Source organism: Lentilactobacillus parafarraginis DSM 18390 = JCM 14109, from assembly GCF_001435895.1.
Taxonomy (GTDB): Bacteria; Bacillota; Bacilli; order Lactobacillales; family Lactobacillaceae; genus Lentilactobacillus; species Lentilactobacillus parafarraginis.
In genome coordinates, this window is record NZ_AZFZ01000022.1 from 1 (window position 1) to 14526 (window position 14526).

General features: G+C 47.5%; 9 protein-coding genes, 1 pseudogene and 1 other annotated feature. Of the genes and pseudogenes, 6 read left to right on the forward strand and 4 right to left on the reverse strand.

Features of this window, described 5'->3' with window-relative positions; genetic code table 11:
- Positions 1–448 precede the first annotated feature (448 nt).
- A pseudogene (locus FD47_RS06655) lies at positions 449–553 on the forward strand (putative holin-like toxin); the annotation flags it as partial.
- A gap of 397 nt (positions 554–950) precedes the next feature.
- Here the strand turns inward: FD47_RS06655 and FD47_RS06660 are convergent.
- Complete coding sequence (locus tag FD47_RS06660; protein WP_056980302.1) at positions 951–2507, reverse strand: bifunctional metallophosphatase/5'-nucleotidase; 1557 nt, start codon at positions 2505–2507, stop codon at positions 951–953.
- Between the two features lie 65 nt (positions 2508–2572).
- The gene (locus tag FD47_RS06665) at positions 2573–4525 is read right to left on the reverse strand and encodes a cation:proton antiporter (protein WP_056980304.1); all 1953 of its coding nucleotides are present in this window, start codon (positions 4523–4525) and stop codon (positions 2573–2575) included.
- Between the two features lie 206 nt (positions 4526–4731).
- Here FD47_RS06665 and spx point away from each other — a divergent pair, with 206 nt between their 5' ends.
- The 3 genes from spx to FD47_RS06680 all read left to right on the forward strand — a co-directional run bounded on the left by spx (position 4732) and on the right by FD47_RS06680 (position 7586).
- On the forward strand, positions 4732–5127 hold the full coding sequence (gene spx / locus FD47_RS06670) for a transcriptional regulator Spx (protein WP_008211526.1): 396 nt from the start codon (positions 4732–4734) through the stop codon (positions 5125–5127).
- Positions 5128–5412: 285 nt separating this feature from the next.
- Complete coding sequence (locus tag FD47_RS06675; RefSeq protein WP_056980327.1) at positions 5413–6213, forward strand: Cof-type HAD-IIB family hydrolase; 801 nt, start codon at positions 5413–5415, stop codon at positions 6211–6213.
- A 65-nt stretch (positions 6214–6278) separates the two neighbouring features.
- Positions 6279–6514: a binding site (T-box leader), on the forward strand.
- 76 nt (positions 6515–6590) lie between these two features.
- A complete protein-coding gene (locus FD47_RS06680; protein WP_054734123.1) occupies positions 6591–7586 on the forward strand; it encodes a ketopantoate reductase family protein in 996 nt (331 codons plus the stop codon).
- Between the two features lie 112 nt (positions 7587–7698).
- Here FD47_RS06680 and FD47_RS06685 read toward each other — a convergent pair whose 3' ends face one another.
- Positions 7699–11022: a S8 family serine peptidase gene (locus FD47_RS06685; RefSeq protein ID WP_225425012.1), complete on the reverse strand. Its 3324-nt coding sequence runs from the start codon at positions 11020–11022 to the stop codon at positions 7699–7701.
- A gap of 189 nt (positions 11023–11211) precedes the next feature.
- Positions 11212–12168: a nucleoside hydrolase gene (locus FD47_RS06690; protein ID WP_040537562.1), complete on the reverse strand. Its 957-nt coding sequence runs from the start codon at positions 12166–12168 to the stop codon at positions 11212–11214.
- Positions 12169–12318: 150 nt separating this feature from the next.
- Between FD47_RS06690 and FD47_RS06695 the strand changes: the two genes are divergently transcribed.
- Together FD47_RS06695 and FD47_RS06700 are read left to right on the forward strand one after the other, a co-directional pair.
- Positions 12319–13437, forward strand: coding sequence for a PrsW family intramembrane metalloprotease (locus tag FD47_RS06695; RefSeq protein ID WP_054734133.1), 1119 nt, complete (start codon positions 12319–12321; stop codon positions 13435–13437).
- 2 nt (positions 13438–13439) lie between these two features.
- Positions 13440–14459 (forward strand): NAD(P)/FAD-dependent oxidoreductase, encoded by a 1020-nt coding sequence (locus FD47_RS06700; RefSeq protein ID WP_056980306.1) that lies wholly within the window; start codon positions 13440–13442, stop codon positions 14457–14459.
- Positions 14460–14526 lie beyond the last annotated feature (67 nt).

Here is a 14526-nt window from a genome sequence, read left to right on the forward strand (position 1 = left end):
TAATGTGTCAACTTGACAGGGTACAGTACCTGTCTTTTGTTTTGCTTATTTTTCCTTAATTTTCAGGATTTGAAAATAATGATGGCCTTTCAGCCAATTTTTTCCGGATATACCCCTTCTTGAGTAGACAAGCAAATAATTAAAGCTTGTTTACTTGGGAAGGAGTATATCCAGTTAACCGATCTGAAAAAAGTGTCTAGCTGATTAGAACCAGTCCGTTCCGTAAAATGCTCACAAATAACTATCGACTTAAATGCTTGAGAAAACTTTGATACAGTGATGCCCCCAACATAATAATTTTCAATTAATTCTAAATGGGTAAATCAAGTTTTATCCGGTATAATGGATCGAGTAGAGAAGTTAAGGCGGTGGCTATTTCCGATCGGAGGTGGTGCTTATGGTGTTAAACCCTTAAAGCCCATAGTTCCTAGCGAAAGGAGTAGCCTAAGTGTCCGTGTCGGACGCTTTACAATTAATGCTGGCATTCGGTACTTTTACCGTAGCCTTAATCGCATTGATTGTTGAGCTGATTAAAAGTCAGCAAAAAAAATAACCGCCTTAGCTCTGGCCAGCTAGCGGTTATAAACGCATAAGTCATGCCACCGTCTTAAACGGCTCTACGTGGGAAGCCCTGTTTTCGGCGGGGCTTCCTTTTTCTATGGGTATTATAGCACGCCTTAACAAAACTGGCTAACGGTTCATGCTTCGATCTCGTCTATAATTGGGCTGCGTAATTTATGGATTTTGTTTAACGAAGTCTTTAGGTACTTTTTGTGGTTCCTGTAACCTTAATTGCTTCGTCAACCCATCGCGCAACTCAATCACTTCACTACTCACATTGATTAGGCTATAAACGTTGGTTAAATATGGATTCAAAAGTAAAAGGTCCCAATTTTCAGAACTTCCTATCTGAAAATTGGGACCTTTCATTTCCAAAAAATAGCAGTAACCTATTTCTTCGCTTCAATCTTAAAGTTATGGTTATTGGTCGCCTTAACCACCCGGTGCTTTGACAGATACTCCAGAATAATTTGGCTAATCGTCATATCACACGACGCGACGATCTTGTCGCCGGTATACATGGGATAGTGCCCGCCACCGTTTGCGCGGTAGCGATTGAGTGTGATGTAGAGGATCTGGTCATCGGTGACGTCTTCGCCCTTATACTTTAAGCGGGTGACACGCTGGCCGACTGGCTTGGCAATGTTTAAGGTGTAATCGATGCCTTCGTACATGTCGTAATTATAGAACCGTTCTTTTGGAAACATGAAGTGCTCGTTAACAACAACCTGGCCGTGCTTGACGTCGAAGTACTCCGCCGTGACTTCCAATGCTGCCCGCAAGTCCGCACCGGTAATACGTGATTTAACCAGTGTGTTGGGGTAAACGTAGTTGGTGATGATGTTGCGCATTGTAATCGGGCTTTCAAAGCCGTGAGCCTCGTTGTTGTAGAGGGCGGTTGCCGAAATGTCGGTGCCCATCTTCTCCATTTGAATTTTTTGAATAAATTCAATAAATGCTGATTCCTTAATTCGTGCTTGGAACGGGTCGTCAAAGGTCAGGCTGCCTTCAATCCGAGAAAGGGGTTTATCAAGCCACTTCTGTAAATTCTTGGAGAGGGCGGCCACGACCTTGGCGATTTGTGGATCCGGGTCACTATCCCCCACGCTTAGGAGCTCTGAAGTAGCATGGGTAATGCGGCGATCCTTATTGGAAATGTCAAATGAAATCTTGCCAACGTATTCACCACGGGAACCCGGTTGAATAATCGGCACGTTGAACAGTTCGCTGGCAATTTTGCGGTGCTGATGGCCGGAAATCATGCCATCGATTCCCCTAATCGTTTTGAGAATATCATAGCCCCGGTTTTCGCCAGGGTTGATATCATTCCAGTTGCCGGTATGATCGCGTTCAAAGCCGCCATGATACACGACGATGACCGCGTCGGTCTTTTCCCTGAGTTCTGGCATGTAACGGTTGCACGCGTCCAACTCGGAAATCAGGTTGAAGTCATTCATATCATTGACGTTCTTCCATTTTTTTGTACTGGTGGTTGTCAGACCCAGAAAGCCGATTTTAAACCCGGCAACGTTCAGAATCGTGTAGGGATGCGATAACAGGGGTTGGTTGTTGTGGTCGACAATGTTGGCACACACAAACTGACGGTCGGAATGTTTCATAATCCAGTTGAGATAGTCCAGGCCGTAGTCAAACTCGTGGTTGCCAATTGAACCAATTTGGTAGCCAACGTCGTTATACGCCGCAATGAAGGCATCCTTGTCAGCTTGACCCGCCCGTTTTGCGACATAGTCCGCCATTGGCGACCCTTGCAAAAAATCCCCGTTGTCGATCAGAATAATCTTTTCGTCGGGGTGTTGATTCATATATCGTTTAATTGTTGAACTTGCTTTTTCGAGCCCAAATGGTTTATCACCGTTGGAATCCACGTAATTAGTGGGTTCTATGAAACCATGAGTGTCGCTTGTCGCTAATAAGGTAACTTTCATTTTTTTCACCTGCAAACACAATGTATAACGTCAAGTATAATCAATTGCGAACATTTTGTAAATTGTCAGTTATCTGCCATGTAGACCATCTGATCGGTGGTGATGCTTTGATTGAGCTGATCAGAAACCTGCCGGGTGATCTTTTGGTTTTTAAACGCGTCGGCAACGTAGGTGTATTCATACTGGAAAGCTTGGATCAGCAATTGATTTTGCCGATCGTCCGAACTGTCATCGGCGCCGAAACGGGCGTGGCGGAAATTATAACCTGTCCTGACAAACGTGACCGTGGCGGTATTTTCCGGGGTTTCAATGCTGTCAAGGTAGGCGTTGACCCGTTCATAAACGGCCGTCTCGATCTGCTTCCGGAAGTTATCCCGTTTTTGAACTAATTGCGGGTTCTTGGCCGGATTCAAACTATCGGGGAGACGGTTTGAAAATCGGCGCTTTCTGGGCAGCCAAAGGTGCATCATAAATTTGATCCGTTTCCAAAAGCCCCTCCCAGGAGTTGTGTGCAGGGCGATTCGGCGGGACAGTTCGTTACTAAACTGTTCGGGGACGTGATCATTACTCAATACTTCGGTGGTTGCCTGAATTTCGATGTCATGGGTTTGGGCCATCAAATCACGGACCGCTTTCTTGTCCGCCCGTTTGCTCTTCTTCTGGCTGGTCAGCATATCAATGACGTAGTTGCGATCGGCCAGGGTGGTGGTTGGCAGCTCCTTGATTCGCGCGATACTGTAATCAACCATTTTGCTGCGATGGTGGTTGAAGGAATCCTGGTTGGGGACCTGCTTGGCCGGCAGCATTCTTGGCAGGACGATTGCTGGAATAATAAGACTGAGAAGGATTACCACCGTGGCCACGAAGATGAGTTGATCGCGATAGGGAAAGGCGTGGCCAGCCAGCGTGACTGGTAACGAGAGGGCCATGGCAAGGGTGATGGTTCCATGAACGCCGCCGACAGCGATTAGGAAGGCTTCCTTGAACGTGCTGGGGCGATCGCCATGAATTTTGACCAAGTTGAGTTTTGCCCAGGCAAAGCGCACGACCCCCATGGTGAGGTAGATGAGCAGTGCCAGTCCGCTCAATTCCAAAATCAACGTTGACGATAGGGGAATAATTGCTACGATCACCGTGGGGAGGGTGACGCCCAGCAGGACGAACACAATGCCGTTAAGCAGGTTACTGAGAATTCCCCAGGTTGCGTTAGTCACCAAGCGGACGTTAGTTGCCATCAGCTTTAAGCGGCTCTGGTTGATGCCGTAGATTAGCCCACCGGCAACAACGGCCAGAATTCCGGAGCAGCCTAATTCCTCAGAGATGAGGTAGATTGCAAACGGAATCATCAAACTGAACGGCACAATGACGCTGGCTGTATCCATGGATTTCCCGACCAGAAAGGACTGGAGGGAGACAAATAGGGAGCCGACGATTAAGCCGACCAGCAGTCCCCCAAAGAAGTTGACGATGAAGCTCAGCAACCCCTGGGAAAACGAAAAATCTCCAGTCTGATAAGCTGAAAGGGCCAAACTTAACACCACAATGCCGGATGCGTCATTGAAGAGCGATTCACCGCCTAAAGCGCCTGAAACGGCCTTTGGCAGGCTGACATTTTCTGTAATTGAGGACAGCGCCAGCGAGTCGGTTGGCGTGACAATTGCGGCTAAGGCCAGACACAGGGCCAGTGGAATGGCTGCCATCACGGCGTGGGTCATGGTGCCAATCACAATCGTGGTTAAAATGGCAAGGTAAACCGCCATTGACATGATTTTCGCAAAGGCGTTTGTCATCTGGCCGGTATCAATGGTGCGGCCATCATTAAACATGAGGGGCGCGATAATGCCAACCATGAAGAATTCCGGGTAAAGACTGTAATTTCGAAAGAGCGGCAGTAGGGTCAGCAAAAAGCCACAGCCAATTTGATAAAAGGTTAACGGGATTCTTGGGAAGATGGTATAGAGAATGTTCGCGATGATCGCCGCGACAATTAGCAATGCGACTGAGTAAAAGATTTCCACAGTAAAGCCCTCCAAATAATGGCAAAAATTTAATAATGAATGATTTCATTATATCGTAAACGGGCGTAGGTAGTTAGCTCAAAAATTTCACAAATTTGTTTACAAAAAGTAAGTAACGGTGTTGACAAAAAGTGTCCATGTGTTAATATTGTAATCGAAGGATGTTGTTCAGTTTCACTTCTGTTACAAATTAGGGGGGGATTGTTTTGTTAAATCTATATGTCGCACAAAGCAGTGCATCAAGTCGAAAGGCTCGCGCATGGCTCAAGGGTCATCACATCGACTTCAAAGAACGCAACATTAATTCCAACCCTCTTAATGCCGATGAAGTAAAGCAAATCTTACGTTTGACTGAAAATGGTAGTGAAGACATCATTTCTACCAGGTCCAATATCTTTAAGAAGTTGAACTTGGACATTGATAATCTTTCAGTATCTCAACTGATCGACTTATTAGTTAAGTACCCAGATTTGATTAAACGACCAATAATTTTTGATGATCATCGACTTGAGGTTGGGTTTAATGAGGAAGAAATTCGGAGATTTCTACCTCGTAGCGTCCGGGAAGCAGAACTTCGCGAACTGGAATCTCAGATCAGTTAAGGTTTAAAAATAACAATTAAGTTATACGGATGAATTTAGAAGCTGAGGGCGTTTGCCTTTCAGCTTCTTTTTTTCTTGTGAATTTCACAAATGAATGGGACTGATAACCGGTTTTAATCAGTAATGAATATGACCATCGGGCAATTGATCCGGAACAATTCTGATATAACAATGATGAACTTCTGATATTATTTGTAAGATACTGTAAAAGGGATTGTATTTTGAACGATTATTCCATAGAATTAATTCTATGATAACAAGCAAGGAGGAACTACTTTGATAAAAATGGTTGCGTTGGATTTGGATGGGACGTTGCTGACCAGCGACAAGAACATTTCCAAAGTTAACGAAAATGTATTGAAGCAAATTCATCATGATGGTATCAAGGTTGTTCTGTGCACTGGCCGCCCGATTAACGCGATTTGGCCATACATTGAGCAGCTTGGGTTAACCGGCGAAGATGATTGCACAATTACCTTTAATGGTGCCCTGGTCGTTCATAATAACGACAAGCAGGAACTGTTTAAACAGGGAATGACCAAGGCCAGCTTCGAACCGCTTTTTGAGTATGCCAATCAAGCAAATGGGCCGCTGGACATCCTCGATTTTGACCGGGTTTATTCAATTGCCGACCTGAAGAATTCGATGTATCAACAGCAGTTCAAGGGAAATATTGAATTTGTTTCCCGATCATTTTCCGACCTGGGTGAAGATGACCTTTACTCAAAGGGAATTGTGTGTGATAAGCCTGAAGTCCTCGATGAATTTCGAATTGACATGCCGGTTCGGGTGGGACAACAGTACCACATCGTTCGTTCGCAACCGCAAATTATGGAATTTCTTGCGCCCAAGATGGATAAGACGGTCGGCTTGAAGGCCCTTTTAAAACACTTTGGCTGGAACTTCAACCAGCTGATGGCTTTTGGGGACTCGGACAACGACCTCGGCATGATTACCCATGCTGAAATTGGGGTTGCCATGAAGAATGGTAAGGAAGAAATTAAGGCCGTCAGCAGCGTTGTCACCACTGATAACGATAGCGACGGCGTTGGCCAATACTTAAAGAGTTATTTCTCCATTCGATAATTTTTTGAAATTTGCTTGACATTTCCGGTAAACGGCACTAAGTTAGAAACATATTAAAAAGCGATTAGAATACGATGACGAGGAAAGTAGGATTATCGGCCGGCTTCAGTGAATTCCGTTAAGTGCGAAGGAATAGCCGCTCATAATTTGAAAATCACCTCTGAGTAACCGATTCGAGTTTAAGAGAATCGGTGGCGGGCACACCTTATTGTGCTAGCGGATCGTCAGTTGACCGTCCGCGAAAAGTGGTAGCTTTTTTGAGCTACAAATTAGGTGGTACCGCGCAAACAGCGTCCTTGAGTTATTCGAGGACGCTGTTTTTTTAATCGCTTCAGTTGTCGTTAAGTACTTAGTTAAGTTTATTTGGAGGGACACATATGAAATTAGCAATGGTTGGTTCAGGTGCAATGGGTCTTCGTTACGGGGTTCTGCTGGCTGAGCAGGGAAATGACGTGACATTTGTCGATATGTGGCAGCCGCATTTGGATGCCGTTCATGCTCAGGGTGGTGTTTACGTCATGCGCGATCATAAGGGCCGCCACCTGGTGCCGGTGAAGATGGTCACTCCGGAGGAATACCACGACGATCCGGATATGTTTGTCTTCTTTACCAAGCAGATGCAGCTCGCAGACTATCTTAAACGGATGGCCCACGCCTTCAAACCGCATCAGTACGCTTTTACATGCATGAACGGAATGGGGCACGTTGAGAAATTACAGCGGTACTTCGCCGATGACAAGATTATTGGCGGCACCGCGTTGGTTGCCACGGTGCTTCCCGGTCCTGGCGAGGTTGACTTTATGGGCAAGCGGGGCGCTGGCATGATGAATATGTGCCCGTTAAACGAGAAGCCCGATGCCATGTGTCAGGAGCTCTTCAAGCAGCTGGATAAAGCACAGTTTCATCCGACCATGACCGACGATTTCACGGGAACGTTGATGACAAAAGTGGTCTTCAATTCCGTTATGAACTCAATCTGCACGATGTTTGAATTGCAGATGGGCCAGTTTGGCCGCTTCCCAGGGTTCGATACCATGGCTAAGGATCTGCTGGACGAAGCTTATGACGTGTGTGGGCGAGCAGATATCCACCTTGTCGAAAGCCGGGCGGATATGTTGGCATCCCTGGAACATAATTGTCAGGTGGACATGCCACTTCACTACCCATCCATGTATCAAGATATGTCCAAGGACCGGCCAACCGAAGTTGACTATATCAATGGTTATATTGCCAAGCTGGGTAAGAAATACGATTATGTGGCTCACACCCAACAATTTGTCACCCAAGCCGTTCATTTGGCAGAATTTCACCGGCAGGAATTAAAGGCTGAACGAGAAAAGAATCAGGAAGAAAAAAGCGTCGTGAATGGGTGAGAATGCGCCCGGCACGCACTAAAAAATCAATAAAATAAAAATCGGAGGTTCAGGCAATGATGCCTGGATCTTCGGTTTTTTAGATGCTTATGGCTTCGTGAGGCTCGTTGGATTAGGATTGCCGGGTTACGGTAAAGGTTTTTGTCACCGTATTACCGACCAGATCGACGGCGGTTACCGTAAAGTGGTTTTGACCGGGTAACAGCGAGTAAGTTTCACTAAACGCGTGTCCTCCGTAAGGATTGGCTGATGCATGCGGATTATCGTGATTGACAAAGCCGGCATCGTTTTGTTCATGGAAGACATTGTTACCATTGATATAGAGCCGGTAACCGTCAACGTTATCGTTCACCGTTCCCTGAACGGTGAAGCTGGCAGCCGCCGTTGTCAGCTGCGATTGATCGGAAGTTGCTTGGCTCCCTAAATTAGGGTTGGTTAACGTCAACGTCGGCGGCGTCATATCCGTAAAGACTTCCAGGGTCCCCCTTGCCGTGGTAACTTTGCCCTTCTTAGGAGTCTTGAGAATGTAGCCGATTCCCCGTTGACCAGTCGGATCAAGGGGCATTTGGTAACTAAATTGGCCGGATTTCCCAATGTGAACCTGATTTTCGGCGGCATTTTGGTTTGGCGATTTAAGAATCGTCAGTTTAGATTTAGGATTCGTGACCTTACCACTGATTGTGAGGGTCCGGGTTGCCGGATTGTAGGCTTTGCTGTTGGCATTTAGATAGTTAAAATTGTTATCTTTCAGATTCTTAAACGAAATGCCGGAGGTCTCTGAAAATCGGGTTGTGACGGCATAGGGTTGCCGATTCAACATTTCTGGGAGGTCGGTTGTCATCAATGTCCACATCACCTTTGCGGATTTGCCGGTCTTTGAGGGTTGATAAACCTTGGCGGGCTTCGCCAGTTTAAGCGTTTTGGTTGCTTGATTACCGGCGACGTCCCAGAGCGCCAAATGAATCTTCGGTGAGTGTTGGAGCGCTTTCTGCAGCGTTTTAGACAGGGTGTAATGGGTGACGCCCTGGTTTTGGCGGCCAGAATTATTCAAACTGACACCGGCGACCTTTTTGCCGACCTTAACGGCCATTGCCGACAGTTTGGTAAAGCCAACCCCGGAGTCACGATAACCAACCGTTAGGCGGCCGCAATGATAGGTTGCCTTCACAATTTTGGGTGCCTTGGTGTCGACTTGGACTGGAAGCGTCCAATCCTGGACTTTGTCAGCGCCGTTATTGAAATTGGTCGTTTCAATTCGATATTGGTAACGGCCATCAGGGACCACCTTCATCTTACCGGTGGCCTGATCGTATGCTTGCCCGTTCCAGGTTAATGCCGTGGGATTCGGCCGCATCGAGACTGAGAGGGCCAAATCATTGTTGGCATCTGATCCTAAATCGTGGATTGATTTATCGGTGTTGGTTTCTTGATCGATAACTCGGATAACTTGCCCTTTGGAATTAAGAATGGCAGCTTGGACCTTCGCCAAACTTTGCTTGGCAAAGACATAGGGATTAGCCACGTCCATCTTACCGTCGCCGTTTGGTGAGATGGCGATTTTGTCGTCATCAACTTTGCCTGGCGTCGCATCCCAGCGGTTCGAAGCCGTTTCTGGGGAGCCGGCATTAATGTAGCTGGCCAGCGATGTGCGGTCGCTGACGCCCAGGGGGGTATTGTGATTATCAATCATGTACCCGCCGCCAAAGTCACTGCCGGTTTGGTTGGCCGGTTGATCAATGATTTGTTCGGTGGTGGCGTCGCCGTAATAGCCCACGTAGGGGATGGTCAAATTTTGCTTGGCGTCAGAGTTAACGAGCGAAATATAGCCCTCGGCAATTTTATTACGAGCTGCTTGGCTGCCGAGATCCAATTTAAAATCAAGTTTGACCGTTTTGCCTGGATCAACGGTGATCGTTGGCAGAGAAGCGGTGAGTGAAGCACCGTTAATCTTGACGTCGTGCACCACGCCGATGCCATTCTTATCGGCTTTGCGCGTCTCGGTATCCGGACCGGTCGTCGTGTCCACCCGATAGGTTTGGGGAATGGCGCCGTGGTTGGTGACGTTAAGTGAGAAGTTGGTGATTTGGCCGATTTGTCTGAGGGCGACGGCCCCACTTCCGGTGGCTGCATCGGTGGCAGCCGCGTTTAAATTAGCGGCGTTGGCAACGTTGACCACACCAGCCCCCTGAAGCCGCGGTGAGACAATCTCGCCGGGAAACTGGCTGTTGTTCATGGGTTGGCTGGCGTTCATTAAAGCGACTTTCGCCGCGTTAACTAAGGCGGCTCCCTTGAGATTTGGCTGGTCTTTGTGGATTTTTTGCAGGACTAGAGCCGCTGATCCGGCGATGTATGGTGACGCAAATGAGGTGCCGGAGTCAAAGGTGTACGTTTTATTTTCATCGATGGTGGCGATGTGATCACCCGGCGCTGTGATGTCGGGTTTGAACGCAAACTCCGGGGTCGGTCCCCAGGCCGAGAATGAACTCATCGCACTTTTACTGCCCGTTTTCGTGTTGGCAGAGCCGACGGTCATCGCGGAATTGGCAACCCCAGGATCGGCGATTGTCCCGGAATTCGCTGGTTCATAGGTGGTTGTGGTGGAATCGCTGAGATCATTGGCGTTGGTTTCAAGACTGCCAGCGTGGCCGTAATTACTGCCGGCCACCGAAACGAAAACGCCGTGATCGGTAGCGTATTTGACCGCTGCCTGTTCTTCATCGGTGAGTGACTGGTGGGGTTGGGCCAGGCCCAATGACAAATTAATCACGTCGGCACCGAGGTCAACCGCATCGTGAATGGCGCGGGCGACGTCGTTAGGAATCTCATCGGCAAACCCACCGAATACCTTAAGGTTTAACAGCTGGGCTTGCGGCGCGACGCCCTTCATGTACTTGGCTTGGTTCGCCTCAATTCCGTTAGCGGCCGCCACGCCGCCAACTTCTTCACCATGGAAACCGGACGTTGAATCAGCAGCCGTGTCATCATTGTTATTGTTGACATAATCGTAGGCAAACGGGATTTTCGGACTAATGTACTTGCCATACCCCTTTTGGGCAATTAGCTGCTGGGCATCCGCCTTAGAAATTTTAGCGGTTTGGTTATTTGATAATCGCAGGTCGGGATGATTCTGGATACCAGAGTCAATGACGGCAATCACCATTCCCTGACCCTGGTAGCCTTGGGACCAAAGCGTGGGAACGTTGCCTCTGGTTAGAGCTGCCTGTCTCTGTTGATTAAAACTGGTCGTTTGGTTGGTCTTAGTTGGCTTTTTCGCCGGTTTGTGCTGCGAAAAAGTGGTTGGCTGTTTAATTGACTGCGCCTGAGTTGCCGTCATTTCAGTAGTCATGAATAAGCCAATGGTACTTATCGCCAGCAAGGTTGCGATGATGAATGGATGACGCTTGGTTTCTCCAAAAGATTTAAAGATGTGTTTCATAAGATCAACCCCCAAAAAATAACGATCGAATTGCCAAAAGTGCTGAATGGCATGAATCTATCACTAAAATTATACAACTTGATCCTGGCAAATGGTTGGGGATGGCTTTGGGGGAATCAAACAGCGGGGTAAAGGACACCCATTCAGGTGGCTTTGCCTCGCTGCTGATTAATCGTTTATTGAATTAGTTTAGTTCTGTTTAAATAACGTGAGGGTGTGATCCATGAATGCCTTCAAGTAACCATCCACGTCGGCATTGACGGCGACCTTAACGTTTGGATTCGGATCGGATAATCTGGCTGGATCACCAGTTGTTCGGCCATAATATTGATCGTCAGTTGTGACATACATATTCAAGCTGATTGTCTGGACAAAATCAGGATTGATCGCAACCCCAACGGCAAACGGATCGTGAAGCGCGCAGCCGTGAAGATCGGGGCTGGTAACCTCATAGGCTTTGATGTAGTAGTCGACAATGTCGGCAAAGGCCCGACCGGATTGAGTTCCCAAATCCCGCCATTGCTGGGTTTCCTTCTTAGTTAGAAGGGTTCTTAGGGTCACATCCAAACCAACTTGAGTTAAGGGCGCCTTTTGAAACACGTTGTTGGCGGCAGAAGCATCTTGTTGGATATTGGCTTCGGCGACATTGGTGACGTTGCCGGGAACGGTGACCGCGCCGCCCATCAGGGTAATATTACCAATTTCGTCAACAATTTCCGGGGCCTTCTTGATGGCAGCATCGAGGTTGGTTAGTGGACCAGTTGGCACAAGGATTAAGTCTTTGCCGTACTTCTTGACCATTTTGATGAAGAAATCAATGGCATCACCGGTTTCGGCCGGCCGTTTGGGTGCCGGCAAATCGACCTCGCCGATACCGTTGTTGCCGTGAATTTGCGCGCTAACGGGCATGCGGTCAAAGTGATCCGATTCAGAAGAGTGTGCCAATCCTTGGTAGACAGGAACATCGGTTGCTCCCAACAATTCGAGAATCTTGAGCGAATTTTGAACACCGTCTTCAACGTAAACGTTGCCGTATGAACCGATAATGCCAATTAAATCCACGGTTGGATCGGCGACGGCGTACGCAATTGCCATCGCGTCATCGATACCGGTATCAAGATCAAGAATCATTTTTTTCTGGGCCATGTAAACTACCTCCATAAATGTTGTTTTGTCAATGATGAAAACCCTTTACCCAATCATACTAGAAAATCTTTTAGAACTCAATTCTGAGCTTGAAACTCATCCGGTCATCGGTTAACCTTAATAGTATTAACGTTGGGAGATCGATAGCCGATGAAGCTGGAAAATAAAAAAATTGGTCGCCACTTCTTTGCTTTCCTATGGACGGGGGTTCGCAGAAACTACGACAACCTGGATAACCTCGATGATAGCATTGCCAAGCGGCTGGGAGGCGATCAGCAAGATAGTGCCGTTGAGATTCATCTGTCGAAAATGTTTTCCGAAATTTTTCGGCGCCATTCCAAGGATGAAGCTGATCGCTTATTTATTGTCGGGACCCGCACGACGACACCGAGTTTACATAAGGTGTCCAGTCGGCCGGTAAAGCCCTGGTTCTTTTCACGAATTTTTCTCGTCCTCGCCGTTAGTTTTGCGATGCTTATGCTACTCCTGTTTCTCTTTAAGAGCAATAAGGCCATTCCCGGACTCATTTTTATCGGGTCCTTAATGGTGCCGTTTTCGTTAATGATGATGTTTTTTGAGATTAACGTCTACCAAAATATTTCGGTGCTTCAAGTCCTAACCACTTTTTTGGTGGGGGGAATTCTGTCGCTGTTAGTGACGATGACCTTTTACTTGATGCTTCCGATTCGGACGGATGTCAGCATTGCGTCGGCTTTGATTGTCGGCATTGTTGAAGAGCTGGCCAAGTGCGTGGTCGTCATTATCTTTATCAATTCGTATAAACTGAATTACATATTTAACGGCGTCTTGGTGGGGGCCGCGGTGGGTGCCGGGTTCTCGGTTTTTGAAAGTTCGGGATACATCAGTCAGTACGGGCTCATGACGATCTTTACCAGGAGCTTTCAAGCAATTGGCACCCATACGATCTGGGCGGCGATTGTCGGTGGGGCGATTATTTTAGCGAAAACCCGGAAGAAGCCGTTTACGATCAAGGATTTCTTTACGAAGCCGAAATTTTACGTGTTCCTGTTAATCACCATCGGGCTCCACACTTTCTGGGACTGGGATATTCCGGACACCGGATTGAGCGTGTCCATTATGCAGGAAATCCTTGACGTTGTGATTGGTTGGTTTTTAATATATATCATGATTGATGCCGGCCTGCGCGAAGTGAAGACCCTTCAAGGCCAGCGAATTGTGATTCCAAGAGAAAAGAAGCGCCGGCCGGTTCGCCGACCTGCCAATAAGGATTGGCGCAATAAAAAGTAAGCATGATCCCCAAAGGAGGAACTGACGTGGTTTTGAACGAAGAAAGTTATGATATCACAATTATTGGTGGTGGCCCGGCCGGGATGTTTGCGGGCTTTTACGCCGGTTTGAGAAACGCAAAGGTTCAAATTATTGAGAGCCTTTCGGAATTGGGTGGCCAAGTGAGCGCTCTCTATCCTGAAAAAACAATATTAGATGTCGGCGGCTACCCGCACATTATTGCCCGGAACTTGGTGACTGAGTTGGAAGCCCAGCTAAAAACCGTTAAGCCGGTGATTAAGTTAAATCAGACCGTTACCGATATTCAAAAGAATGAGGATGGCTACCTGATCCAAACAGCCCAGGGGACAACCCAGTCAAAGGCGATTATTATCGCGACTGGCGTGGGGGCGTTTAATCCCCGAAAACTAGCCGTTGATAACGGGGCGGAATTTGAAAACCGCAATTTATTTTACAGCGTCAAAAACCTTGACCAGTTTAAGAATCAAACCGTCCTGGTTGCTGGCGGCGGGGACTCCGCGATTGATGAGGCGCTCTTGCTGGAAAAGGTTGCTAAAAAAGTTTATCTGCTGCACCGGCGGGATAAATTTCGGGCAATGGAGCACAGTGTGGACCTGTTGAATCAATCAACAATTGAAACTGTGACCCCCTATTTGATTAAGAAATTGGACCACGCCGACCACGATCAGGTCACCATCACGGCCAAAAAGATGCGCTCGGACGATCAAATGACGCTCACCGTTGATAAAATTGTCGTGAACTACGGGTTCATCGCTCAAGATAGCGCCCTAAATGCCTGGTCAGTCCATCCAGAATTGAATCGGGGAACGATTCAGGTTGCCCCCACTGGGAAGACGGAGTTGACCAACGTCTTTGCGATCGGGGATGTTTCCCGCTATGAAGGCAAGGAGCCGTTGATTGCAACCGCGTTTGGTGAAGCCCCGATTGCCGTGAATACCATCATGCAGCAGCTATATCCGGACCGCCGGGGACCGCTGCACAGTACGTCGATGCACCACTAATTAAGCGTTGTATATATTGACAATGCTATATTTTGAAAAGTATGAGGTCACTAAAAATCAGATCCAG

Bases quoted from the DNA above. Each gene is read 5' to 3' on its own strand.
- FD47_RS06660 (WP_056980302.1), bottom strand. From the start codon at position 2,507: ATGAAAGTTACCTTATTAGCGACAAGCGACACTCATGGTTTCATAGAA.
- FD47_RS06675 (WP_056980327.1), top strand. From the start codon at position 5,413: ATGGTTGCGTTGGATTTGGATGGGACGTTGCTGACCAGCGACAAGAAC.
- FD47_RS06680 (WP_054734123.1), top strand. From the start codon at position 6,591: ATGAAATTAGCAATGGTTGGTTCAGGTGCAATGGGTCTTCGTTACGGG.
- FD47_RS06685 (WP_225425012.1), bottom strand. From the start codon at position 11,022: ATGAAACACATCTTTAAATCTTTTGGAGAAACCAAGCGTCATCCATTC.
- FD47_RS06690 (WP_040537562.1), bottom strand. From the start codon at position 12,168: ATGGCCCAGAAAAAAATGATTCTTGATCTTGATACCGGTATCGATGAC.
- FD47_RS06695 (WP_054734133.1), top strand. From the start codon at position 12,319: ATGAAGCTGGAAAATAAAAAAATTGGTCGCCACTTCTTTGCTTTCCTA.
- FD47_RS06700 (WP_056980306.1), top strand. From the start codon at position 13,440: ATGATCCCCAAAGGAGGAACTGACGTGGTTTTGAACGAAGAAAGTTAT.